Raw genomic sequence first — 23,899 nt, forward strand, 5'->3', positions numbered from 1 at the left:
GGGTCGTCAGGACCGAGATCCGCCGAGGGCCGGACGCGGCGCTCGGCACCGGGCGCCCCCCGAGGAGGGCAGCGTTGATGCCTCTCATCCTGATCGGCGCGGTCGTACTGGACCCCAGCCTGGACTTCGGGTGACGACCACGACGACCACCGGGCGTTACCGCTCGTGATCACCACCCGCCTGGAAGGGACCGATCATGGCCACGGAAACACTGCATCCTGTCCACCCCGCCCGGCTGACCGCGACCCTCGACACCGGCCTGTCGCGTTGGCTCTGGCTGGTGAAGTGGCTGCTCGCCCTGCCCCACTTCGTCGTCCTCGCCTTCCTGTGGGTGGCGTTCGTCGTTGTGAGCGTGGTGGCGTTCTTCGCCGTCCTGTTCACCGGGCGTTATCCGCGAGCGCTGTTCGACTTCAATGCGGGTGTGCTGCGCTGGAGCTGGCGCGTGGCGTACTACGCGTACGGGGCGCTGGGCACCGACCGCTATCCGCCGTTCACCCTCGCCGACGTGCCCGACTACCCGACCCACTGGGAAGTGGCGTACCCCGAGCAACTGTCCCGGGGCCTGGTCCTGGTGAAGTGGTGGCTGCTGGCGATCCCCCACTACCTGGTGCTGGGGTTCTTCCTCGGCGGCGCCCGGATGGTCTGGTTCTCGGGCGGGCTGATCGGGTTGCTCGCTCTGTTCGCCGGCGTCTCCCTGGCCGCCACTGCCCGCTACCCACGCGGCATCTTCGATCTGGTCATCGGCCTCAACCGGTGGGCGCTGCGGGTGGCAGCCTACGCGGCCCTCCTCACCGACGTGTACCCGCCGTTCCGGCTCGACCTCGGTGGCGACGAACCGGAGTCACTGCGATGATCACCACCCTGGTCTCGACGTTCCTGTTCGTGCACGGGCTGCTCCATCTGACCGTCTGGCTACCCCACGGCACCACCGAGCAGCCGGTCAACCCCCGGTACTCGTGGGTGCTCGCCTCGGCGGGACTGCCTCAGGCACGGGATGGGGGTGCCCCCGGTCGAGCGAAGTCGAGACTGGGGGAGAGCCGGGCGGCCGTCGCCCTCGCTTCCGTCACCACCATGCTCTACGTCATCGCGGGCGCGGCCACCGCTGCGCAGAGCAGCGGCTGGACGGCCGCGGCGGTGCTCGCGGCCTCGGTCGGTCTGGTGCTGAAGTCCCTGTGGTTCAACCCGTGGCTGTCCCTGGGCGTACTCCTCGACGCGGCCGTCATCGCCGCCGTGGCGACGAGCTGGCCGGGCTCGCTGTACTGAGCCCGCCCGAGCCCGCCATCGCAAGGGCCCGTTGGGCACGGGCCCAGAGCCGCTCGGCCCACTCGTCGCCCGCCCGGTTCGGGAGAGGGTGGCAGCAGAGGCCATCCAGGGAGGCAGCCATGACCGAACACGCCGACGGAATCGTGGTGGGCGTCGACGGTTCCGAGGCGTCCGTGGCCGCGCTGCGCTGGGCGGCGGAGCAGGCACGGGCCCTCGGCACGCCGGTCGTTGCCGTGCACGCCTGGGAACCGGCCACGGCCGGGTTCGCGCCCTACGCGCCGGCGTCGGCCCGTCCGACGGTCTCGGAGCAGCGCGAGCGAGCCGCCGAGGTCCTCGCCTCGGCCGTACGTCAGGCCTTCGGCCCCCGCGTCGGCCCCGACCTGCGTGCCGTCGTGGCGGAGGGGCCTGCCGCACGGGTACTCCTGCGGTACGCACGCGGCGCTCTGCTACTGGTCCTCGGCCGCAGGGCCCACGGGCAGTGGGAGCTCCCGGCGGTCGGCACAGTCGGCCGCGATTGTCTGCGGCACGCCACGGTCCCCGTGGTGACGGTGCCCGCCCCCGACCGCCATGCGGCACGGCTCCGGGCGGTCGGCACCACTCCCGACGTACGGACCGGAGCCGCGTGACGGGGCGGCGCGGCTCGCGGTACCGCCCCCTGAGGAGATGAGCGCGATGCATGTCCTGGTGGGTTACGCGACCGCGCACGGCTCGACCCGCGGTGTCGCCGAGCGGCTGGCCGCCGGCCTTGGCCGCGCCGGGCTGAGGGCCGACGTGCGGCCCCTGGACGTCGTCGACGACGCCGACACGTACGGCGCATTCGTCCTCGGCAGCGCCGTGCACAACCAGAGCTGGCTCGACCCGGCCGGGAAGTTCGTGCGCGACAACCTGGGGCTGCTCGGCCCCCGCCCCATGTGGCTCTTCAGCGTCGGAATGCCAGGAGCGCTGCGCGGGCCGTGGAAGCGACTGGGGCCGATGGAGGCCCCGGTGATCGTCCGGAGCCTGCCCACAGATCTCTCGTACAGGGATCACCGGCTCTTCTCCGGCGTCATCCACGCCTCCCAGCTGCCGCTCGGCGGACGGATCCGGTTCCGTCTGATGGGCGGCCGGTACGGCGACCACCGCGAATGGGACGCCATCGACGGCTGGGCGGCCGAGATCGCCGGAGAACTGCTCCGCACATGATGGCTCGTACATGACGGTTCGCACATGACGACTCCCCGCCGTGCGGGCGGCGGGGAGTCGTGGCGTGTCCGTCCGCGGTCCCCGGCGATCCGAGTGCCTCAGCAGCGGACGGACGGGCGGTGGTCGGCGGTCTCGGTCCGGTGCGGGGCCCGCGTCGGCGGCACCGGCGGCCGGAGCGCCCGGCGGTTCTGCCGACGCAGCGCGAGCGTGTCGAACAGCGCGGCAAGAGCAAAGGTCACCCCCATCGCCACGAACAGCAGGAGCGTGAACCGCTCCCGGAACTCCGGCGTGAGACTCGTGCCCACGGTCCTCGCCCCCTCGGGTCGGCATCGTTCCCTCTCATCTCCAGCCAACTCCGATACGGCTCCCGGCGCATGAGCCATACGTCCCGAACGGAGGGCTGGAGCGGCCCTTGCTCTGACGGCGTCCGCCCTCACCTCGTCCCCTGGGGCCGACCGGCCCTGATGCCTGGCAGCATGGCCCATGAGCCGGGGTCAGTGGCCTCAGGGTCCGGGAGCCGGCGGCGCACAAGGCCTGCTGGTACACGCGGTGCGGGGAGGACCGACATTCCGCGGGGACGGCCTTCCAGGAGGCGACGATCACGTGGCGGGTACAGGAGGCCAAGCGCTCCTCGGCACCGCGTCGGCCGGAGCCCCAGGACCTGCGCACGCCGTCCGGGCGGCTCCCCTACCGAGGTTCCCGGTCATGGTGGGGTTACCGGACGAGCACGCGCTCCCCGGAGCACAGTACGACGGCGGTCCAGCCCAGGGTCCGATCGATCCGGTCGCGCAGGGCCGCGGCGGCGTCGGGCTCCCCGTGCACCAGATAGGTGGCGTTCGGGGCGGGCGCGCCGCGCAGCCAGTCGATGATCTGTCCGGCATCGGCGTGTGCCGAGGAGTGCGGTACGTCCGCGACCTGGGCACGCACCGGAACGTACTCACCGAACATCTTGAGCACCTTGGCGCCCTCGACGAGATCGCGGCCGCGGGTGCCCTGAGCCGCGAAGCCCACGACGACGACGGCGTTGCGCGCATCGGGCACCAGCCGCCGCAGATGGTGCAGGACGCGCCCTCCGGTGGCCATGCCGGACGCCGAGACGATGACGGCCGGACCGCTCTCGTGGCCGAGTTCGACGGATTCCTGGATCGACCGCACGGTCCGGAACGGCTCGGGGCTCAGTGCCGCCGTGCCGGCGATGGCGATCTCGGACGCAGTTCGGGCGCCCGGGTGAGGACGGCATCCCGGTACACGTCGAGGGCTGCCAGGGCCATGGGGCTGTCGACGTACACGAGCACCGACGCCGGCAGCCGGCCCGCGCTGCGGAGTTAGGCGAGTTCGTGCAGGACCACCTCAGTTCGGTCGAGGGCGAATGCCGGTATGACGACGGTCCCCCCCCCCCCCCCCCCGCGTGCCAGGGTCCGGATCACGACGTCGGCGAGGTGGGCTCGGGCGGCCTGGTCCTCGTGCCGCCGGTTGCTGTAGGTCGACTCCATCAGCAGCACGTCCGCCCCGGAGAACGGCTCCGGCGGACGCAGCAGCGGATGGCCGGGGCGGCCGAGGTCGCCGCTGACGGCGAGGGTGTGGCCGTCCTTATGCCGGCCGGGATCATGTCCGGGTGCCCTCCTCCTGGGCGCTCACCACAGTGGTCATGACTCGGCCTTCTTCGATCGGGGATACGGCACCGCGGCTGCGTTTCTCAAGAAGGGCCGGGGAGAGCGCGAAAAGACGCGTGTCCGTGGCCGGGTGACCAGCCGGCCACGCACACGCTGTGCGGCTTCGGCGCGCAACGGCGCTCAGACGAGCCGCACGGGGATGGTCCTGGTGCCCGCCTTCGCCTCCGGCACCGGAACCGTGATGGTCAGGACACCGTCCTTGTAGTCCGCGGTCGCCTCGTCGCCCGTGGCTCCGGCCGGCAGCCGGACGGAACGGGTGAACGTGCCCGTAGCGGAACTCCGTGTGGTGCTTCTCCTTGGTCTCCTCGGTGCGCTCGGCCCGCAGTGTGAGCACGCCTTCCGTGATGGTGATCTCGACGTCCTCGGCAGGGTCGATGCCAGGAAGCTCGGCCCGCAGCACGTACGTTCCGTCCGTAAGGCGCTCCTCGATGCGGATGCCGTGTGTCCCCGGTACGGTGTGGACCGTGGGGAGCCCGCTCTCTACCCAACCGAACAGGTCGGGGAGTGTGGGCCAGCCGGGCAGCCGCTCGATCATGCCGCTCATGTCGCCCTCCTCTTTTCTCTTCCTACTTCCAGCGTGACGCGGCGAGGCGGGGGCGCGCCTGGGCCGACCGGTCCCGTGGGAGACCCGATCGGCCCCCGTCGGCCGCTCGTCTTCTTCGACCAGTTCGCCGGCGTCACCGTGCGGTCGCCGAAACCCGGCCGTAGTCGCGGTCGGGTTCCTCGGTGCGTTCTCGGTGAGCATGGCGGAGTCAGGGCGCGCCGCCGCGCGCACGGCGAGGCCGTGCGCGGCCACGCGATTCTGTCGGCGCCGGAGGGGGTTGCGACGCCACCGCCAGAACCAGCCCTGCGGCACGCGCGCACGACAAGTCTTCGCCATCGGACGGCACCGCCTCGCACACGTCACCCTGGCCTCGGGATCACCCCCGGGATCCGCTGCACCGGCACCCGCGTCGACGACGTGCTCGCCGCCCAGCGGGACGGCGGCTTCGACGCCGTGTTCCTGGCCGTGGGCGCGGGCCTCGGCAGGGGTACCTACATCCCCGCGGGTGACAGCGCGCACATCCTCGACGCGGTGGCTCTGCTGGGCAGCCTGGAGGGCGAGGAACCTCCCCTGCTGGGCCGCACGGTCGCGGTCTACGGCGGCAAAAGGCCACGGACGCGGCCCGCACCGCGCGCAGGCTGGGCGCGACCGACGCCGTGGTGGTCTACCGGCGTACCCGGGACCGGATGCCCGCGCACGACGAGGAGGTCGAGGAGGCGCTGGAGGAGGGCATGCGGATGAAGTGGCTGTCCACCCTCAAGCATGCGGACGGCGGTCGCCTCACCATCGAGCGGATGCGGCTCGACGAGTCAGGATTCCCGCAGCCCACGGGCAAGTTCGACGAGCTGGCCGCCGACACGGTTGTGCTGGCGTTGGGGCAGGACTGCGATCTGTCCCTGCTGAAAGGCGTGCCGGAACTGACGGTGGACCACGGCACGGTGCAGGTCGCCGAGGGACTGGCGACCCGGCATCAGGGCATCTTCGCCGGAGGCGACATGGTGCCGGCCGAGCGGACGGTGACCGTGGCCGTGGCCGTGGGGCATGGCAAGAAGGTCGCGCGACACATCGACGCGTATCTGCGCAGGACTTCGTACGAGCCGGGTGTCAAGCACGCTCCGGCCGACTTCGACCGGCTCAATACCTGGTACTACTCGGACGCACCCGCGTCGGTTCGGCCCGGCCTCGAACTGGCCCGGCGTGTCTCGACGTTCGACGAGGTGGTGCAGGGGCTCGACGAGTCCAACGCCCTGTTCGAGGCCCGGCGCTGCAGGTCGTGCGGGAACTGCTTCGAATGCGACAACTGTTACGGCGTCTGCCCGGACAACGCGATCACCAAGCCGGGCCCCGGCAAGGGTTTCGCGATCGACCTGGACTACTGCAAGGGGTGCGGCTCTGTGTCGCCGAGTGCCCGTCCGGTGCGATGGAGATGGTGCCGGAGGAGTGACCGGAGTCCCAGGGGGTAGTCGGCGTCGGCGCGTTCGGTCCGGCCGTTCTGGATGCGGACGACGAGCGCGGCGGGTGCGCGGCCACCCAGGATCTCGGCGTCCTGCGGACGCAGCGTCACGTCCCCGCCCTTCAGCCGGGGTGCCGACGTTGCCCGGCCGAGCCCGTCCCGAAGGCCGAGGGCAGTCATGCCTTGCAGGGACCCGGCGGGACTTCGACGTCGACGTGGGTGTGGGCGACGGTGCTTGAGTGGTGGCCGGTCAACCGTATGTCATCCAGACGGGCGCGGGCAGACACGTCCGGGATACGGCCGAGCGTGGCGTGGTCACCCGTGATGGTCACTGTGCCGAGATGCCGGTCGTCCAGGTCGAGCAGGGCCGGTCCTCCTCGCTGTCGATGTCGATGTCCTTGCCGAGGGCCTGGCCCGCTGCGGGCGGACAGGCGGCTGTGCGGCAGCATGCGGGGGGCGAACTCGGCGACTGTGGCGGTGAGCAGGACGAGGGCGAGGGCCGCGGCAGTGACGGAGAGGGTGCGGTGCCGCCGGAACGCCGAGCGGATCATTCCTGGTCCCCCCCCCGTGGCGACCGGCCCGGCGGACGGACCGGGCAGCGCCCGGATCGGCGGTGGATGCCGGCCCCTCGGGATCCAGGTGCGGCAGGAGCCGGGCGGCTGGCCACTGGTACACCCGGCCGAGCCGGTACATGGTGCGGTTGGCTGCCTCACCGGGGGCATCCCGCATGAGGCAGTGTGCAAGTCCTTAGGTTGGTTCGCGGCAGAGATCGCGTTCAGGCGGTACACGCTGCGTAGGCACGAAGGTGAATGCGCCAATGCCTCACCGAGCGGCAGGCGATATACACCTCCCAGCCGATCACTGAGCGGCCATGCGCACGCGAGCGGGGAACAATTCAGGCCTGCACAGCGCTGACGCTTATACCCCACCGGGTATTCGAGCCCGAGGCGACGCCCGCCGGGCCGGCCGTCACCGACCCGACGAAGGAGCGTGAGGAAGATGGAGAAGGCAGAACGTGACTGGCCCTCAACGGCCGGAGGCACCTCTCTCGTCACAACCTGCGGGCGCCGGATCGCCGTGCGATGCCTGCGACTCGCGCCTGCGAACCCGCCCATCAGCCGGGTCACCCTGGACGTGGGTCGGGATCAAGGCGGCGAGCCGGGCGTGTGGGCGGCGCTCACCGCCGACGAGGCACGCGATCTGGCCCACCTGCTCCTGCTGCACGCCCGCCTGGCCGAGCGGGGCGCCGGGTTCAGGGAGGTGCCGAGCTTCCCATCACACCGTGAGTGAAGCGGAGCACCGCCGCGGGCACGCCTCAGTGGCACAGCAAGGCCAAGAGACCTAGTCCGCTGCGGTCGCCTCAGGTGTAGATGATCTGGCCTCCGGCCGCGTGCTCGTAGAACTCGCCGACGTTGATGATGCCCCCACCTGGTCGACCGGGTCACCCTTGGCAAGTTCGAAAGGTCGACGGATGCCTGGCAGGCGTAGATGCCCGCGCGGGTGTCGGCGATCATCTCGATGAACTCGGGGATGGGCGGGATGCCGAGCTTGTCCATCTTGCGTTCCATGTACCGCGTGACCAGGTCCGGAAGGTCTGCCTCGATCCCCTCGGCACGGGCGCCGTTGGCCATGATCAGGGCCGGGTAGATCCCTTCCAGGGATCACGTGGCCTGGGGATTCCGGCGATCTTCACAGCCGTCGTCGCCGGATCCTTGGGGAACAGTTGGTACAGCTCCTCGACGCTCACACCAGAGGTCTTGCCGAGCACGCGCACGGGGGGCCCGTGCCCTTGGCGGCGTACTGCTCGCGCATGAAGCGGATGACTGTCCAGTGCTGGTCGGTCAGCGCCTCAATGCCTGACTCGCGGGCGATCTGCTCGGCCATCGGCTCGATCCACCGGCCGGGGTCGATGAAGAAACCCTCCTCGTCGACGGGGACGGCCGCGTCGTCGTACATGGCGGTAGGCATGGTCGGATCCGTTCCGGGAGTCATGCGCGGATGTGCCGCTTGCCGCGCTCGGGCATCTCCACGCCGACGCCGGGCAGTTCCCGGCCGGGCAGCAGGCTGTGCAAGTACGGCCACTCGAAGGCCTGCTTGCCGAGGTGATGGGCGTGCGACTCCTTCAGCAGCGGCAGGCCCATCGCGGTCGGGAAGTGGCCGGGCAGCGGCTCGGTGTCGTAGTTGAAGTCGATGAGCAGAGCCTTGTGGAAGCCGGTCTCCACGAAGCAGTTGGCGTGCCCGTCGTAGGAGGCGTCCAGCGGCTCTCCGGTCAGGAGGCGGCCAATGTTGTGCGCCAGCTTCTCGCCCTCGAAGTGCGCCACCGATCCGGCCTTGGACGCCGGCACGTCTGCCGCGTCGCCGATCGCGAACACCTCGGGGCGATCGGAGTGCTGGAGGCTGTGCTGGTCGACGGAGATGAAGCCCAGCTCGTCGCCGAGCCCCTCGGAACGGCCCACGTACGCGGCACCACCGTGCAGCGGCACCACCACCGCGAGATCGACGGGCAGCTCACGTTCGTCTACGACACCAGCCGCCCGCCGGCACCATCGACTCGCCCAGGGTGAACTCGGTGACCAGCTCGATGCCCTTGTCCTCCAGAAGGCCGCCGCGCGTCCGTGCGGCGACGGGCTCGGTGAAGGCGGCATCCAGCGGGGTGACGTAGGTCAGCCGGACCTTGTCCCGGATACCTCGCCGCTGGTAGTACCAGTCGGCGAGGAAGGCGAACTCAAGTGGCGCGACAGGGCACTTGACCGGCAGATCCGCTACGTCGACCACGACGCGGCCCCCGTCGAATCGCTCCAGCGCGTTGTGCAGCCCCACCGCGCCGGGCAGGTCCTAGAAGGTGAAGACCCGCTCGCCCCAGCCGGGACCGGTCAGCCCTTCGGTCGCCGCGGGCAGAAGCGTGGCTCCGGTGGCGACCACGAGGACGTCGTAGCCCAGCCGGATGCCACGGCTGAGGTGCACAGTCCGCGCTTCCAGGTCGACCCGCTCGATCCGCGCCTGCTTGTAGTCGATGGCGGCATGCAGCTGCCGCGGACGAGAGCGGACCAGGTGGTGCGGATGGGCGAGCCCGAACGCGACGAACAGTAGGCCGGGCTGGTACAGGTGGTCGTCGTCCTGGTCGACGACCGTGATCCGGCACTCGCGCTCGCCCCACGTGCGACGCAGGCGGTTGGCCGTCATGGTGCCGGCGGTTCAACCGCCGAGAATCACGATGTGTGTGCCCATACCCCCACTGTCGTACGGCAGATGAGGGTCAGACATGGGCCGCGGGTCCCGACGCGAGCACCCACCCGGGTATGTCTTCGACTCACCCGGCCGATCCCATTCCTGCTCTGCCCACTCGCCGCCGACCCCCCTGAGAAAATACCCGGCAGGGTACATCTGCACGACAGCTCGCACGAGGGCCGAACGGCCCCTCGGCGCCCTGTCGGCCTCTCGATCCGCCGCCTCGTTCGCGGTCGAGCGGAATACGGCGGCAATCGGCACCAGCGAGGAGGTTCGAAGACGTCTTCCGCGGACGGGCAGCCGCGCACGACACGTCACCGCTCCATACCTTCCCCGCGCAGCGGGCCCACGACGGAGCCTCGACCGAATGCCTCTCCGCCGCCGAAGCGGCCCTGCGGTGCGGCTGGTTCGGTGCCCTCTTCCTCAAAGATCACCCGAGTCGCCGCTCCGCCTGGGGTCAGCCCCGGCCTGCGGGGCTGTCGGCACGAGCGCCGAACTGGTCGTGGTGCCCGAGCGGCTGCTGTGGCCACGTGAAGGCCCGGGTGTCCTGCCGCGCTACGCCGACCCCGCATTCCATCGCAACCCCTGCCCCCTGACGATCCTGTATGCCGGCGGCCAGATCGGCCGGTTCGCCGGGCTGCCGCGGCTTGGGGAGGCGCCGACCCTTGGCTCCCAGAAACCGCGGGCTGACCCCGGCGCTCTCGTTACTCGTCATGCTTCCGCGCCGACCCGGGTGCGCAGGTTGTGGAACTGGCGGGTCTGCATGATGAAGTGCGCGGGCTCCCCCAGCAACAGGTCGAAGGGCCGGGTGAGCGGACGTGGGTGGCTCTGGCCGCGCGTGCGGACCACGAGGCGGGTGTCGCCGTCGGCGGTCGGCAGCAGGTGGAAGCCCCAGATCCCGTTGACGCGCGCCTGCGGGAGAACATCCCACTGCGGATCGAAGGAGTGGCCGGAGGGCAGGCGCAGGTCCGAGCGCAGCACAAGGGTCCGGTTCGGCTCCAGGCGGGCCACGGTGAACCAGGACTGGCCGTCCCGTGTCGTCTTCAGGCGTTGTCCCTCCTCCAGGTGCTGCCACTCGGGCGCGATGTGGTCCGCACTGGGTTCTCCGTAGTGGTCCAGGAGGTCCCAGCTGTACCAGCCTGCGCGGTCGTATCCCATCTGGACCAGCCAGGGCCAGACCTTCTCGGGTGGTGCCGGAAGGGTGGTGGCCATGGTTGAGGTGCTGTCGGCGTCGGTGAAGAGTTCGTCGCCGGGGTAGGCACGGGCGGTCTCGTCGTGTGCCGCCCCCCAGGTCAGCAGCCTCGGCCGCAACCGCAGCGCGTAGAGCGCCAGTGCGGCGGAGGCCGCCATGAGGGGGAGCAGACGGGATCCCGGTCGCCGTCGGCATGATCGCTGCTCGGACATCGTGTCCTCCCTGGTCGCCGGGAGCGGGCCTTGTGTCGACGGGTCTCGAGGGCGGCCGAAGACCGATGCGCGGGGATGGACGGGCCGCGCACCGGTGGTAGTACAGAGGCTGCCGGACTACTCGGTACGGCGGTCCTCGATACGGGTGACCGGCGACTTCTCCGAGCCGGCGACCGGCGCTTCGGGCGACCGGGCCTCTGCGGGAGCCTGTCGTTCCCTCCCGTCATACCAGGTACGAGGCGGCCCGTGCGAGGGCCGATGGGACCTTCCGGAGGGCCGGTCGGCCCTCCGGAAGGTCCCATCGGCCCGGCGATCAGCTCCCCCTCGCCACTGCGCGGAGCCATGCGACGATCAGGCATCTGAGGGGACCGCACTGCTCGCCCGAACGCACAGCCCGCGTCCGCGCCCCGTGCCCGCCGGCCCCGCATCCGCTGCTGAACCGGGGCGTGCCGATACCGCCCACGCCTGCACGCCCCTGCACGCCGCCGCCGACCGGCTGCGCCGCGAAACCAGCCTGCCCGTCGCGTACTTCGGGGCCCACCCCGGCGCAGCCGACAGAGCAACGCATACGCCAAGCGGCTCGGCCTGAGACGGCCGATGCCACCTGGGCAGACGCCTGCCGGGGCCGTCAGGCCGAACGGCCCCGGTGCGACCATGCGGGTCAGCCGACGAACTCGCCCACGGCCGTCTTCAGTTCGGCAAGTCCCTTCTTCGCGTCGGAGAAGAACATCCCGGTCTTCGGGTCGGTGTAGAGCTCGTTGTCGATGCCCGCGTAGCCATGCCCCATCGAGCGTTTGATGACGACGACGCTCTTCGCCTTGTCGACGTCGAGGATCGGCATGCCCGAGATCGCGTTGCCCGGGCGGCGGGCGATCGGGTTCGTCACGTCGTTCGCGCCGATGACGAGAGCGACGTGGGCGGGAAGCCGGGGTTGATGTCATCCATCTCCTTCAGCTGGGTGTAGGGCACGTTCGCCTCCGCCAGCAGCACGTTCATATGGCCCGGCGTGCGGCCGGCGACCGGGTGAACCGCGTAGCTGACGTCGATGCCGTGGTCGGTCAGCAGCTTGGCCAGGTCACCGAGTTCGTGCTGGGCCTGGGCGGGAGCCCCGGATCCCGTCGCCGCGGATGTGCCGTCGCCGGTGCCGAAGCCGCCGATCACCATGTTGGCCATGGAGCGGTTCATGGCGTCGGCCATCAGCTTGGTGAGGATGCCACCCGAGGCGCTGACCAGCATGCCCGCGATGATCAGCGCGGTCTCGTCCAGGACGAAGCCCGCCATCGCGACCGCCGGCCCCGTGAAGGCGTTGAGCAGGGCGATGACCACCGGCATGTCGGCACCACCGATCGGCACAGCACGGTCTCTCCGTGAACGGGAACGGGCGCCGGAACGTCATGACGGCCCTCCCTCGCTGGAGGCTCTGCTTCTCACTCCCCAGCGTCGTCCGGTCGCCGGGATGACGGGATGGGCCGGATGGACGTGGCAGTCGGCCGGACGGCCCAGATCCACGCCTCCGCCTGAAGGGGAAGGGGGTATGCCGGGCCCGCCGACAACGCGGTGCGCGTCCCCAGCACGACCTCCGTCGGCCTGACGCGGGCCCGACACGGGCAGGGTGACCCACCCTGCCCTTCCCGAGGGGCCGCACGAGGCGTTCCATCCGCCGATGTGGCCTCGTGAGCCGGGTCTCAGCCTGACACCGCGGGCCATGACCCGACAGAACCGAAGGGCCCATACAACAAGGCCGATAGGCCCCAAACTCCGGCGCTTCCTACCGCTCTTCCGCCGTCAGCGGCACCCGCCACACCAGTGTGCTGCCGCCGCCCTCGGGGGTGATCACGTTCAGCTCACCGCCCAGTTGCCGGCCCCGCTCGGCCATGTTGGCCAGGCCGCTGCGCCGCCCGTCGGCCGGGATGCCGACGCCGTTGTCGGACACCGTCAGCCGCACCTCACGGCCGTCGGTCTCCAGCGCGACCTCGGCGCGGTCGGCATGGGCGTGCCGGCCGACGTTGGTCAGGGCCTCGGACAGCACGGCCTCCACGTGGTCGGCGACCTCCCGAGGCACATCGGTGTCCAGCAGGCCCTCCATGCGGACGCTGGGCGCGAAGCCCAGCATGGGAGCGGCCTCGCCGGCCACGCGGACCACGCGGCCCCGCAGCCCGCTCCCCGAGGCACCGTCGCGGGCACGCAGACCGAAGATCGTCGACCGGATGATCTTGATGGTCTCATCCAGGTCCTCCACCGCCCGCGCCACGCGCTCCGAGGCCTCCTTGTGCTCGATGAACCGACCGGCGCTCTGCAACGTCATGCCCGTCGCGAACAGCCGCTGGATCGCGAGGTCGTGCAGATCCCGGGCGATCCGGTCGCGGTCCTGGAGCAGGGCGATCTGCTCCGCGTCCTGGCGGCGCTCGGCCAGCTCCATCGCGATCGCGGCCTGGGCGGCGAAGCCCCGGAGCGGCACGATCTCCTTCTCGGAGAACGGCGGGCGCCCCACCTCACGCACCAGCAGCACGACACCGCGCACGCCGTCGCCCACCCCGATGGGCACGGCCACAGCGGCCCCGAGCCCGTCGAAGCGGGGGGAGGCAGCCGGCACACGCTCGTCGTGGGTGACGTCCGGGCTGGTGACAGGGGTGGCGGTGGAAAAGGCCTGGCCGATCAGGCTTCCGTTCATGGGCAGCACGAGCCCTTGATGGGCCTCGGCGCCCTGCCCGACGGCCAGCTCCACCTCCAGCGCGTCGGTGTCCTCCAGGGGCATGGCGACCACAGCGAGGGCTGCGCCGGTGATCTCCCTGGCGCGTTCGGCGATCAGGCCGAGGGCCTCGCCGCGCTCACCGCCGGACATCAGGCTGTGGGTGAGTTCGCCGTTGGCCTGCAGCCAGCGTTCCCGCAGCCGGGACTCCTCGTAGAGGCGGGCGTTGTCGATGGCGACGCCGGCCGCGACGGCCAGCGTCGACAGGACCGACTCGTCCTCCTCGTCGAACTGCACCCCGCCCCGCTTCTCGGTCAGGTACAGGTTGCCGAAGACCTGGTCGCGCACCCGGATCGGGGCGCCGAGGAACGTGTTCATCGGCGGGTGGTGTGCCGGGAACCCGTACGAGGCGGGATGTTCGGAGATCTTCGTCAGCCGCAGCGGCTCGGGGTGGCGGATCAGCTCGCCGAGGATGCCGTGGCCCTCCGGGAAGGGGCCGATGCGGGCGATCTGTTCCTCGGAGACGCCGACGGTGTGGAAGGCGGACAGCCGCTTGCCGTCCGGCCCGATCACGCCCAGGGCCGCGTACTCGGCGTCCACCAGCACCGCGGCGGCCTCCACGATGCTGTGCAGTGCCTGTTCGAGATCCAGTTCCCGGCCGACCGAGAGCACCGCCTCCAGGAGGCTGTGCACCCGGTCACGTGTGCCGCGAGCCGCGTCGAGGCGGGCCTGCAGTTCCTCCAGCAGTTCGTCCAGCTTCAGCTGCGGCAGCCGTACGCGGGCCTGACCAGCCTGCTCTTGGCTCTCCACCGGTGCGCCTCCACGTCCCCTCGACCCGCCCCACCGCCGACCGTTTCGGTCAACTGCCACGGTAGCGGTCCAGGCAAGGGACTGTACGGAATCAGGCCCGGTGGCCAGGGGGGTGCCCGGTCAGTCGCCTGAGAGCCGGGCGGCAACGTACTCGGTGAGGTCGAGGAGCCGGTTGGTGTAGCCCCACTCGTTGTCGTACCAGCCGAAGACCTTGACCAGATCGCCGTGCGCCTGGGTCAGCGGCGCGTCCAGGACGCAGGAGGCAGGGTCGCCCACGATGTCGCGGGAGACGATCGGGGCGTCGGACACGCGCAGGACGCCCTTCAGCGGCCCGTCAGCGGCCTCCCGGAACGCGGCGTTGACCTCGTCCACGGTGACTGGACGGTCGAGGACCACGCTCAGGTCGGTCAGCGAGCCGTCCTCGACCGGCACGCGTACGGCGATGCCGTCCAGGGTCCCGGCCAGTTCCGGCAGGACCAGGCCGACGGCGCGGGCGGCTCCGGTGGACGTGGGGATGATGTTGACGGCGGCGCTGCGGCCGCGCCGCAGGTCCTTGTGCGGGCCATCGAGGACGACCTGGTCGTTGGTGTAGCCGTGGATGGTGGTCATCAGCCCCTTGACGATGCCGAAGTGCTGGTCGAGGACCATCACCATGGGCGCCACGCAGTTGGTGGTGCACGAGGCGTTGGAGACCACGTGGTCGTGTTCCGGGTCGTACGTTCCCTCGTTGACGCCCATCACCACGGTGGCGTCGACGCCCTTGCCCGGCACGGACAGCAGCACCTTGCGCGCCCCCGCCCCGAGGTGCGCTCCGGCCCGTTCCCGGGTGCGGAAGCGGCCGGTCGACTCGATGACGATGTCCACTCCGAGGACGCCCCACGACAGTGCGGCCGGGTCGCGCTCGGCGGTCACGGCAATACGGTGGCCGTTCACGGTGATCGAGTCGTCGCCGTGCTCGACGGGGCGGCCGATACGGCCGTACGTCGAGTCGTACGCCAGCAGATGGGCCAGCGCCGCCGACGAGGTGATGTCGTTGATCGCCACGACCTCCACCGGGGTTCCGGCGGAGGCCTCCGCACGATCCAGTACGCAGCGCAGGTAGTTGCGGCCGATCCGGCCGAATCCGTTGATGCCCACACGCACGCTCATGTCCGTCGTCCTCCCGATCGGTGTCCGTGGTGATGTCCGGTGCTGCCAGCCTCCGATCTGCCGATCCGTTGCGGGAGGGCCGTACGGGGCCGGGACACGGGACGTCCGGCCCCAATCCGCCACCGTCGAGCCGCCCTTCAGAGGCCTGCTGCTCGAGCCGCTCCTCAGTGCGTGTGTCTGAAGCGGCCATGCCCGGCCTTGGTACTGGAACATCGGTACGGCCGTTGGCACTGAGATTCATCACGGGGTCTAGCTGCGGGCCTCCGCGTTCGGCTGAGGCTGGGCCTGGAGGCGTTCGCGCAGGTCGATCTCCTCGGGCGTGAGCGGGTCCTCGGGACGGCGGATGCGGACGGGCTTGGCTCGGAGCAGCAGACCGCCGTCCGCCGTGGTTGCCCTTGGCCGCCGCGGCGACCTGGCCTTCGAGGGGCTTCTCCCGGATGTAGTTCCGCTCGATCTGCCCGGCGACCGCGAGGACGGCGAAGAACATCGCGCCCATGCCGTTGGGGTCGTAGATACCGGTGAGCGGGCCTGTGAGTAGTTCGAGCTGGATGCCCCCGGCCTGGAGCTCGGCGGACAGCGTCATCAGCTCGGCCGCGTTCCTGGCCAGAGGCTTGAGTTCGTGAACGGTGAAGATGACCGGCGTCTCAGGCGCGCCCTCCTTGAACTGATGGGCCAGGGCGAGCGCCTTCTCCAGCTCGGGCCGCACCTTGATGCGGGTGCTGATCTGCTCGGCAGGCGCTGCCGGCGGGCGCGTCACAGTTCGGGCAGTCGTAACGTTCCACCGCTTCGGGGGCTCTCGCAGAATTCTCACAGACGATTTGCGAGAGTCCACGGTTTCCTGAATTCAGGATTCTGTGCGCACCTGCATCGTCGCTGACGGATTGATCGCCGCGAGCGGCGGGTCGTGCGGCGTCTCCCCCGAGTGGCTGGGACGATGCCGGTCATGGCACCGGGAACAGGCACTGCCGAGGGGTCTGCGAAGGCGCGACTCGTCCTGCTGGCTCTGGCGGCCGGTCAGTTCCTCATGGCTCTGGACAGCTCTGTCATGAACGTCTCCATCGCGACGGTGGCAGAAGATGTCGGCACGACGGTGGCGGGGATTCAGGGGGCCATCACGGCCTACACCCTGGTGATGGCGATGTTCATGATCCCCGGCGGCAAGGTCGGGGCACTGATCGGCCGGAAACGCGCGTTCATGATCGGGTGCGTCATCTACGGATGCGGCTCCCTGACCACCGCCCTCGCACCCAACCTTCCCGTGCTGCTCATCGGCTGGGCGTTCCTGGAGGGCATCGGGGCCGCGCTGATCCTGCCGGCGATCGTGGCGCTCGTGGCGCGCAACTTCCCCACGGAACGCCGTCCCGCCGCCTACGGGATGGTCGCCGCGGCCGGCGCGATCGCCATCGCGGTCGGCCCGCTCGTCGGCGGTGTCGCGACGACGTACTTCTCCTGGCGCTGGGTCTTCGCAGGCGAGGTCCTCATGGTAGTGGGCATCCTCCTCCTCGCCCGCCCGATCGCCGACGCAGTGAGCGACGAACGTCCCCGCATCGACCTCATCGGTACGGTGCTCTCCGCCCTCGGGCTCGGGAGCTTCGTCTACGGCGTGCTCCGCTCCGACGAGTGGGGCTGGTTCCAGCCCAAACCCGACGCGCCCGCCCTGCTCGGGGTCTCCCTGACGGTGTGGCTGATGCTGCTGGGCACCGGACTCATCTGGCTGTTCCTCCGCTGGGAGGCCCGCCTCGTGAAGCAGCACAAGGAACCGCTCCTCGACCCCGCCATGCTGCAGAACAAGCAGCTGAACGGGGGGCTGACGATGTTCTTCTTCCAGTACCTCGTCCAGATGGGTGTGTTCTTCCTCGTCCCGCTCTACCTGTCGGTCGCCCTGGGCCTGTCCGCACTGGAAACCGGCGCCCGCCTCCTGCCGCTCTCGGCGACCCTGCTCGCCGCCGCGGTCCTCATCCCGCGCTTCCTCCCGGACGTCTCACCCCGACGAGTGGTACGCCTCGGAATCCTCGCGCTGCTCGTCGGTGCGGTGGTCCTGATGGCCGCGCTCGACGCGGACGCCGGCGCGGAAGTGGTCACGATCCCCATGCTCCTGATCGGGCTCGGGATGGGCGCCCTCGCCTCCCAGCTGGGATCCGTCACCGTCTCCGCGATGCCGGAGGAACAGAGCGCGGAAGTCGGAGGTGTCCAGAACGCCGTCACCAACCTCGGCGCCTCGATCGGCACCGCACTCGCCGGATCGATCCTGATCGCCTCGCTCACGTCGTCCTTCCTGACGAGCGTCGAGCAGGATCCCGCAGTCCCCGCCAGCGTGAAGAGCCAGGCGACCGTCGAACTCCAAAGCGGCGTCCCCTTCCTCTCCGACGCCCAGCTGCAGAGCGCCCTCGAAGAAGCCGGCGCCAGTGCGGAGCAGACGCAGCGGGTACTGGACGCGAACGCCGCCGCGCGACTCGACGGACTGCGCGCCGCCCTCGCAATCCTCGCCTTCGCCGCACTCATCGCCCTCTTCTTCACACAGCGCATCCCCACCACCCAACCCGGCTCGACCAAGCCATAACGGGCCGCTGCGTGAACGGGAACCTGGGTCGTCACCGCTGGCAGGTCCTGCTTTCCTGCGCGCGTTCGCTGGTGACGGCAGCACTCCTCGTGGTCGCGTATCCACACCATCACGCTGTCGCCGTGGCCCGGGCTGAGGGCCATGGAGGCCATGGCGATCACCGTGCCGCTCTTCGTCCTACTGTTCGCCGCCGCCTGCTTCCTGCTGGAACACAGCGCTCCGGACAGCTTCAGCGAACCGCTGTCGCGCACGTCAGGACGAAGGTCGAGGCACCCTCGACCGACCAGGGCTGCCCGGCGTCACCGGCGAGGTGCGGGTCTCCCGGGCCGCGGCCCAGCACGTCGAGCAGCCGTGGTCCGCGGCGGACGAGATCCGGGTGGGCAACACCCAGCCGGTCGCGCATGCCCGGGGGCGACGGCCCACGCACTCGCCGACCGCCTGCAGGACCGACTGCGCGGCCAGGCCGACCGTGCGACACACCGGGGTGAGGCGAACCGCAGGTCGGCGACACCGCCGCCGTGGCGTGGCGGGCCGGCGGAGGGGCGGGACGGGCAGGCTCGCCGCACGGAACGGGCCAGCCGGAACAGGCAGGACGGGTAGCCACGGCCGGGTCGGGAGAACAAGCAGCGCCGCGCGGAGCGGCACGGGACCGAGCCCCGTGCCGCACTGCCGATGTCAGTGCGGCCAGTTGGCGGCTCCGCGTGGCAGAACTTCCTGCTGGGACGGGGCGGGGCATGCGCACCCCATCGTCCTCGTACCAACCGCCCGAACAGGCCGTCCGGTCGCCGGCGAGGGCCGAACGGCCCTAGCGTCGACCGCGCCGCCGCGGTTCGAATGATCTGATCGGAAATGAGCCGCACACGAAGCCGCCCCATCCGCCCTCGGCCGCCACAACCCCGCGCCGCGTGACGGAACCGGTGAGCCGGTCGGAGACATGAAGCAGTGAGAGACGAACAGCTACGGAAGCCCACCATGGCCTACGACAACGGCCTGCCGATCGCCCCGGGACCACGCCGGAGTATCGACCTGACAAGCACCGAAGCGCTGCGGCTCCTGGGCAGCGTGTCCTTCGGGCGGATCGTCTTCACCCAGCACGCTCTGCCGACTGTCCGCCCTGTCAACCATGTCCTGGACGAGGGTGACATCGTCATCCGCACCCACGAGGCAGCGGCCCTGACGTCACGGGCCCGGCAGGCGGGCGCACCGGGGGTCGTGGTGGCGTACGAGGCAGATGCCATCGATCCGGACACGCACATCGGCTGGAGCGTGGTCGTCACCGGCTACGCGCACCTAGTGACCGACGCCCGCGATCTGGCCCGATACCGGGACATTCTCCACCCCTGGGTGGGCCAGGCCATGGACTACGCGGTCCGAATCCGCCCCGACCTGGTCACCGGAGTCCGGCTCGCCCCCGTCGAGGCCTGATCCGTCTCTCCGGTCAGTCGTGTGGCACCACCGCGACCGGCGCGATCGCGCGTTGAAGCACCTCGTGCGTCACGGGACCGATGTGCGGTCGGACCGACGCGTGGCGCCGCCTGCACCCGAGGACGACCAGTGAGACGTCCCGGGAGGCGTCCGCGAGATGCGCGCCCGGCCTGCCGATCACGGCCTCCTCCGTCACCTCGACCCCGGGAATCTTCGCCCGCCACGGGCGCAGCGTCTCGGTCGGAATCTCCTCGAGCTCCACGGCCGGCCCGTCCCCCTCCCTCACCCACGGGGAGGGCGTCGCGCTCCAACCGTGCACGACCCGCAGCCTGGTGGCACGACGCGCGGCCGCGTCGAACCCGAATTCCAGAACCGCCTCAGTAGAGCGTCCCGGCAGGCGCAGGGCCGAGTACGACATCGCGGTACGGGGTTGCCTCGGATGCCCCCGCGCGTGTCCGCCCGGTACACCCGGTGTTCGTCCACGACGCCGGCTCCGGCGCGGACGAGGACGATGGGCCCCTCGGCCCGGCCCACCACAGGGAGTGCCACAGAGCCGAAGAGGCGTCCGGCGGCCCGCCCGAGCCCGCGCGACCCCAGCACCAGCACCTCGACCTCTCGCGCGGCCGCCGACAAGACCGTCGTGGGCTGTCCGGAGAGCTGCTCGGCGGTGATCCTCAGACCGGGGTGACGGTACGTCAGGGACACCTCGGCGTCGTGCAGCATGCGGGCGGAGCGGTCGTCTCCCGGGAGGGCCACGGCTTCCGTCGCGAACGGCGCGTAGGCGTGCGGCTGCTGTTCCCCGGCGTGCACGACACGCAGCGGGACCGCCCGCAGGTGTGCCTCGCGGGCTGCCCAGTCGGCAGCGGCGAGGCTCTCCGGGGAGCCGTCGAGGCCGACGGTGACGGTACGGGACATGAGCGGGCCTCCTTCGGTGTGTGAGCCCCACCCCTGTGTCCCGAGCCCTGCGGCAGGAGGAACCACAGGTCCCTGAGTGCAGCCGATGGTCCTGTGTGACGGCCGTCCTGACGTGCGTGGACTTGCCTGAAGAGCCGGCGGTCCCGAACGGCAGGGTGTTCGCCGGTCAGCCGATTGTCGGTACCAGCACCACTGGGCAGTGGGAGCGGTGCAGGAGTGTGTGTGCGACCGGGCCCAGTCGTGGCCCGAGCCCGCTCGTACGGCGGTGTGTGCCGATGACGACGACGGCCGACTCGTGCGTGGCGTCCAGCAGGGCCTGGGCCGGTCCTCTGCGGACCGTGTGGGTCTCGACGGCGACCTGGGGATGCTCTTCCCGCAGCTGGGCCAGGTTGAAGCGCGGCACGGCGTCCTCGGCCAGGTCGTTCTGGGCGCGCCGCCGTTGCCCGGGGCTCGTCGCGGGGATCAGGGAGGGCATTTCGGGGGTGACGTGCCGGTGGGTCGAGTGCACGACCTGCAGCCGGGCACCTCGCCGTTGCGCCTCGTGGAAGGCGTAGGAGGCCGCGCCTGCGTCGGAGTCGTCCTCCAGGCCGAGCAGCACGCTGCGCTCGCCGTCGCACGGGTGGTCACCGCGCACGACGAGCAGGGGGCCGTGCACATGCGCGGCCAGTCGCAGACTCACCGAGCCGGCCAGCAGCCCGGTGACGCCGCCCAAGCCGCGTGTGCCAACGACGGTCAGGTCGGCGCCCTCGCTCTCGCGTACGAGAGCCCGCACGGCGCCGCCCTCCGCGGCCTTGGTCACCACGGACAGGGTCGGATGACGTTCCCGGACGTGTGCGGCGGCCGATGCGAGGACGGGTTCGGCCTCGTCGCGGTCGGGCACCGCGTACACGACGCGCAGTTCGGCGCCACGGCGCTCAGCCTCGCCCGAGGCCCAGTCCAAGGCACGTACGGCGTTCAGGGAACCGTCCACTCCGACGACCACATGGTGGAGGGTCATCTCTCTCTCCCTTCTGTTCGGCTCCGTGTTCCCGATGCTCGTCCTTCCGCGACGTCGCGAGCAGGGGCCACGCGAACCCGGTGGCATGCCGTACGGCCCCCGCCACAGGGCCGTTCGGCCCCGCACCGGAGAAGCGAGAGAGGCCCCCTCCGGGTCAGGAGGAGAGGTCCAGCCCGTACATGCTGCGTCCACCGACGAGTTCGCGGCCGGTCACCAGCTCGGGTTCGATACGGATGAACACGTCCCGGGGCGAAGGCGCCCAGGAGCGCGGGCCGGTGCGAACCAGACGCTCGTGCTCGGCCGGGTCGGTGACGATCGTGGCGGAGCCGGTGACCACGACGCTCCAGCCCGAGTGCGTGGCCGCGTCGACCTCGTCGGCCTCGAGGGCGACCACCGTGCCGTCGATCGCGCGCACCAGTTCGGAGGTGGCCGCGGTGCGCAGCAGCACGGCGCCGTCGGCGTCCAGGCAGAAGTTGACGGGCAGTACCGCGGGCAGTGCCTGGCGCGTGTGCACGATCCGGCCGACTGGCACCTTCGCCAGCAGGCGGAGACACTCCTGCCGTTCGAGTTCGCGGAATCCGTCGTTGCGGTACATGAGTCAGTCCGTCTTTCGCCTGATGCGTATGGTGCGGCGGTGCGATGGGATGTCCATCGTTCGCCCCTCGGGGGCCGCGGTCGAGGGCCATCGGTCCCGTTCGTTCCGGACAACAGCCCTCATTGCGCCGTGATCCGCCGTCCGGTGATATCGCGGGGTTCGATGCGCACCCACTGATCGCGCTCCCCGCCCGCCCAGGGCCTGCTGTAGGCCTGTTCGTCGAGCCGACGCGCCTCATCGGGGTCCGTCACGGTTCGCGCGTGCCCGCGTACAAGCACGCTCCAGCCCTGGCCGAACGCGTCGTCGATGCGGTCGGCCTCGAAGGCGACCTGGCAGCCGGCAGCCTGCGACGGTGTCGTGCCGGGGGCGGTCCGGAAGACGACGGCGCCGTCCACGACGCTGTAGTTGACGGGAACGACGACCGGCCCGGTGACGGTGGGCACGGCGATGCGTCCGACGCCGTGGGTCGACAGCAGGGCGCGGCACTCCCGCGTGGACAGTTCGGTTGTGCCGGGGCGTCGGGACGCATGGGGAGCGGTGCCGGGCGGCAGATCGGTGTCGCCGCCGGTGAGTTCCCTGACGGTGGTGTGGAGGGTCTCCGCCAGTACGTGGAGGGCGCCCCTGCCCGGTGCGGCGGCCGGGTGCTCCTCCAGGTACTGCAGGTAGCTGGGGGCCATGCCCGCTCGGTCGGCCGTCTCCTCCCGGGAGACGCCGAGTTCTGCGCGTCGCCGGGCGAGTCGGCGCCCGAGGTCGCCCACGGGTGCCGCTTCGGTCGCCCTGGACGGGAGCTGTTCGGTCACGGCCCGTCACCTCCTCTCGTCAGGCCGCCGGGAGTGCGACCACGTCGTGCTGCTCTCCGCCGAGGACGACCTTGAGGGCACCGGTGTCGGCGGCCCTGCCGAAGACGTCGTACGCCTCCTCCATGAGGTCGAGCGGAAAGGTATGGGTGACGAGCTGCGAGGTGGGCAGTCGGTCGGCCGCCGCCATGCGCAGCAGGGTCGGTGTGGAGTGGGTGTCGACGAGGCCGGTGGTGATGGTCACGTTCTTGATCCACAGGTCTTCGAGGTGCAGGGTCGCGGGCCTGCCATGCACGCCGATGTTGGCGACGTGCCCGCCGGGCCGGACCATGCGCGTGCACATCTCGAAGCTCTCGGGCACGCCGACGGCCTCGATGACCACGTCGGCGCCCAGCCCGTCGGTGAGGTCGGCGATCAGCTGCTCGGGGGCCTCGCGGGCGTCGGCCACGGCATCGGCGCCGAGCTGCCGGGCCGCCTCCAGCCGGGCGGGGGCCAGGTCCACGACGACGATCCGCTCGGGCGCGAACAGACGGGCCGTGGCGATGGCCGCGAGCCCGATGGGGCCGGCGCCGACGACGGCGACGGTGTCACCGGGCCGTACCTGCCCGTTGAGCACGCCCACTTCATAAGCGGTCGGGAAGATGTCGGCGAGCAGGACGGCGTCCTTGCCGTCCAGGGTGCCAGGCAGCGCGTGGACGGACAGGTCGGCGTGCGGTACACGCACGTACTCGGCCTGGGTGCCGTCGATCAGATGGCCGAGGATCCAGCCCCCGCCGCCCCGGCACTGGCCGTACATGGCCTTGCGGCAGTAGGAGCAACGGCCGCAGGCGGTGATGCAGGAGACCAGGACGCGGTCCCCGGGCCGTGCGGTGCGCACGTCGGCTCCGGTTTCCACGACCTCGCCGACCGCCTCGTGCCCGAGCACCGTGCCGGGGCGCACCTCGGGCACGTCACCCTTGAGGATGTGCAGGTCGGTGCCGCAGATGGTGACGGTTTCGACGCGCACGATCGCGTCGGTGGGGTCCTTGAGGCCGGGGTCCGGGACGTCCTCCCAGGAGGAGTGTCGGGGACCGTGGAAGACGAAGCCCTTCATGACGATCCTTCCTTCCTCGGTCCCCCCTGGTCGGCGGCCCCAGGCTGAGCCCGGGACCAAGGCGGTGGCTGTTTGCGCCGCAGGTCCAGCTTGTCCCGCGCCCGGGCGCTCAGGCTTGGGCC

At 70.9% G+C, this 23,899-nt stretch carries 25 protein-coding genes and 3 pseudogenes; 8 read left to right on the top strand and 20 right to left on the bottom strand.

Annotated features, from left to right (window positions below):
• Positions 1–196 precede the first annotated feature (196 nt).
• The 4 genes from BLU79_RS14965 (at position 197) to BLU79_RS14980 (ending at position 2,445) form a co-directional block, all read left to right on the top strand.
• On the top strand, positions 197–853 hold the full coding sequence (locus tag BLU79_RS14965) for a DUF4389 domain-containing protein (protein WP_093906239.1): 657 nt from the start codon (positions 197–199) through the stop codon (positions 851–853).
• Positions 850–1,263 carry a hypothetical protein gene (locus BLU79_RS14970; RefSeq protein ID WP_093906240.1) on the top strand — a complete coding sequence of 138 codons (414 nt, stop codon included), beginning with the start codon at positions 850–852 and terminating at the stop codon, positions 1,261–1,263. The genes BLU79_RS14965 and BLU79_RS14970 overlap by 4 nt, the downstream gene beginning before the upstream one ends.
• A gap of 119 nt (positions 1,264–1,382) precedes the next feature.
• Positions 1,383–1,889 carry a universal stress protein gene (locus BLU79_RS14975; RefSeq protein ID WP_093906241.1) on the top strand — a complete coding sequence of 169 codons (507 nt, stop codon included), beginning with the start codon at positions 1,383–1,385 and terminating at the stop codon, positions 1,887–1,889.
• Positions 1,890–1,926: 37 nt separating this feature from the next.
• The gene (locus BLU79_RS14980) at positions 1,927–2,445 is read left to right on the top strand and encodes a flavodoxin domain-containing protein (protein ID WP_093906242.1); all 519 of its coding nucleotides are present in this window, start codon (positions 1,927–1,929) and stop codon (positions 2,443–2,445) included.
• A 98-nt stretch (positions 2,446–2,543) separates the two neighbouring features.
• Here BLU79_RS14980 and BLU79_RS14985 read toward each other — a convergent pair whose 3' ends face one another.
• The 3 genes from BLU79_RS14985 to BLU79_RS49965 form a co-directional block, all read right to left on the bottom strand.
• Positions 2,544–2,750, bottom strand: a complete 207-nt coding sequence (locus BLU79_RS14985) for a hypothetical protein (RefSeq protein ID WP_093906243.1) — start codon at positions 2,748–2,750, stop codon at positions 2,544–2,546.
• Between the two features lie 409 nt (positions 2,751–3,159).
• On the bottom strand, positions 3,160–3,600 hold the full coding sequence (locus BLU79_RS49015) for an MBL fold metallo-hydrolase RNA specificity domain-containing protein (protein ID WP_256333304.1): 441 nt from the start codon (positions 3,598–3,600) through the stop codon (positions 3,160–3,162).
• Positions 3,601–4,238: 638 nt separating this feature from the next.
• Positions 4,239–4,499: an Hsp20/alpha crystallin family protein gene (locus tag BLU79_RS49965; RefSeq protein ID WP_371131872.1), complete on the bottom strand. Its 261-nt coding sequence runs from the start codon at positions 4,497–4,499 to the stop codon at positions 4,239–4,241.
• Between the two features lie 822 nt (positions 4,500–5,321).
• On the opposite strand from BLU79_RS49965, the gene BLU79_RS15000 reads away from it, so the two are divergent.
• Complete coding sequence (locus BLU79_RS15000) at positions 5,322–6,125, top strand: FAD-dependent oxidoreductase (RefSeq protein ID WP_256333305.1); 804 nt, start codon at positions 5,322–5,324, stop codon at positions 6,123–6,125.
• 166 nt (positions 6,126–6,291) lie between these two features.
• Here BLU79_RS15000 and BLU79_RS15005 read toward each other — a convergent pair whose 3' ends face one another.
• On the bottom strand, positions 6,292–6,666 hold the full coding sequence (locus BLU79_RS15005; protein WP_093906244.1) for a hypothetical protein: 375 nt from the start codon (positions 6,664–6,666) through the stop codon (positions 6,292–6,294).
• A gap of 448 nt (positions 6,667–7,114) precedes the next feature.
• Here BLU79_RS15005 and BLU79_RS15010 point away from each other — a divergent pair, with 448 nt between their 5' ends.
• Complete coding sequence (locus tag BLU79_RS15010; protein ID WP_093906245.1) at positions 7,115–7,405, top strand: hypothetical protein; 291 nt, start codon at positions 7,115–7,117, stop codon at positions 7,403–7,405.
• A gap of 343 nt (positions 7,406–7,748) precedes the next feature.
• Here BLU79_RS15010 and BLU79_RS49970 read toward each other — a convergent pair.
• From BLU79_RS49970 to BLU79_RS49980, 9 genes and pseudogenes are all read right to left on the bottom strand, one after another.
• Positions 7,749–8,107, bottom strand: a pseudogene (locus tag BLU79_RS49970) (TusE/DsrC/DsvC family sulfur relay protein).
• Complete coding sequence (locus BLU79_RS49030; protein ID WP_256333308.1) at positions 8,104–8,604, bottom strand: hypothetical protein; 501 nt, start codon at positions 8,602–8,604, stop codon at positions 8,104–8,106. Before BLU79_RS49030 ends, BLU79_RS49970 begins: the two are co-directional and overlap by 4 nt.
• A 19-nt stretch (positions 8,605–8,623) precedes the next feature.
• On the bottom strand, positions 8,624–8,935 hold the full coding sequence (locus tag BLU79_RS49035; RefSeq protein WP_256333309.1) for a hypothetical protein: 312 nt from the start codon (positions 8,933–8,935) through the stop codon (positions 8,624–8,626).
• A gap of 15 nt (positions 8,936–8,950) precedes the next feature.
• Positions 8,951–9,298 (bottom strand): NAD(P)/FAD-dependent oxidoreductase, encoded by a 348-nt coding sequence (locus BLU79_RS49040; RefSeq protein ID WP_256333310.1) that lies wholly within the window; start codon positions 9,296–9,298, stop codon positions 8,951–8,953.
• A gap of 756 nt (positions 9,299–10,054) precedes the next feature.
• On the bottom strand, positions 10,055–10,747 hold the full coding sequence (locus BLU79_RS15030; RefSeq protein WP_093906246.1) for a hypothetical protein: 693 nt from the start codon (positions 10,745–10,747) through the stop codon (positions 10,055–10,057).
• Positions 10,748–11,408: 661 nt separating this feature from the next.
• Positions 11,409–12,079: pseudogene (locus BLU79_RS49975) on the bottom strand (NAD(P)(+) transhydrogenase (Re/Si-specific) subunit beta).
• A 436-nt stretch (positions 12,080–12,515) separates the two neighbouring features.
• Entirely contained in the window at positions 12,516–14,246 is a 1,731-nt protein-coding gene (locus BLU79_RS15040; protein ID WP_093906247.1) for a sensor histidine kinase, read from the bottom strand.
• Positions 14,247–14,366: 120 nt separating this feature from the next.
• A complete protein-coding gene (gene gap / locus BLU79_RS15045; RefSeq protein ID WP_093906248.1) occupies positions 14,367–15,395 on the bottom strand; it encodes a type I glyceraldehyde-3-phosphate dehydrogenase in 1,029 nt (342 codons plus the stop codon).
• A gap of 400 nt (positions 15,396–15,795) precedes the next feature.
• Positions 15,796–16,227, bottom strand: a pseudogene (locus BLU79_RS49980) (recombinase family protein); the annotation flags it as partial.
• A 111-nt stretch (positions 16,228–16,338) separates the two neighbouring features.
• On the opposite strand from BLU79_RS49980, the gene BLU79_RS15055 reads away from it, so the two are divergent.
• Complete coding sequence (locus BLU79_RS15055; protein ID WP_093906249.1) at positions 16,339–17,955, top strand: MFS transporter; 1,617 nt, start codon at positions 16,339–16,341, stop codon at positions 17,953–17,955.
• 229 nt (positions 17,956–18,184) lie between these two features.
• Here BLU79_RS15055 and BLU79_RS49985 read toward each other — a convergent pair whose 3' ends face one another.
• Positions 18,185–18,358, bottom strand: coding sequence for a hypothetical protein (locus BLU79_RS49985; RefSeq protein ID WP_177001024.1), 174 nt, complete (start codon positions 18,356–18,358; stop codon positions 18,185–18,187).
• 569 nt (positions 18,359–18,927) lie between these two features.
• Here BLU79_RS49985 and BLU79_RS15070 point away from each other — a divergent pair.
• Entirely contained in the window at positions 18,928–19,380 is a 453-nt protein-coding gene (locus tag BLU79_RS15070) for a pyridoxamine 5'-phosphate oxidase family protein (protein ID WP_177001025.1), read from the top strand.
• 13 nt (positions 19,381–19,393) lie between these two features.
• Here the strand turns inward: BLU79_RS15070 and BLU79_RS49990 are convergent, their stop codons facing one another.
• The 6 genes from BLU79_RS49990 to BLU79_RS15095 form a co-directional block, all read right to left on the bottom strand.
• Positions 19,394–19,777 (bottom strand): universal stress protein, encoded by a 384-nt coding sequence (locus BLU79_RS49990; protein ID WP_371131873.1) that lies wholly within the window; start codon positions 19,775–19,777, stop codon positions 19,394–19,396.
• Positions 19,663–20,295, bottom strand: coding sequence for a universal stress protein (locus BLU79_RS15075; RefSeq protein ID WP_371131868.1), 633 nt, complete (start codon positions 20,293–20,295; stop codon positions 19,663–19,665). The genes BLU79_RS49990 and BLU79_RS15075 overlap by 115 nt, the downstream gene beginning before the upstream one ends.
• Positions 20,296–20,461: 166 nt before the next feature.
• The gene (locus BLU79_RS15080; RefSeq protein ID WP_177001026.1) at positions 20,462–21,292 is read right to left on the bottom strand and encodes a universal stress protein; all 831 of its coding nucleotides are present in this window, start codon (positions 21,290–21,292) and stop codon (positions 20,462–20,464) included.
• Positions 21,293–21,446: 154 nt separating this feature from the next.
• Entirely contained in the window at positions 21,447–21,887 is a 441-nt protein-coding gene (locus BLU79_RS15085) for a pyridoxamine 5'-phosphate oxidase family protein (protein WP_093906251.1), read from the bottom strand.
• A gap of 119 nt (positions 21,888–22,006) precedes the next feature.
• Positions 22,007–22,687 (bottom strand): pyridoxamine 5'-phosphate oxidase family protein, encoded by a 681-nt coding sequence (locus tag BLU79_RS15090; protein WP_093906252.1) that lies wholly within the window; start codon positions 22,685–22,687, stop codon positions 22,007–22,009.
• Positions 22,688–22,706: 19 nt separating this feature from the next.
• A complete protein-coding gene (locus tag BLU79_RS15095; protein ID WP_093906253.1) occupies positions 22,707–23,777 on the bottom strand; it encodes a zinc-dependent alcohol dehydrogenase family protein in 1,071 nt (356 codons plus the stop codon).
• Positions 23,778–23,899: the final 122 nt, after the last annotated feature.

Origin of the sequence: Streptomyces sp. cf386, from assembly GCF_900103585.1 — a bacterium.
GTDB lineage: Bacteria > Actinomycetota > Actinomycetes > Streptomycetales > Streptomycetaceae > Streptomyces.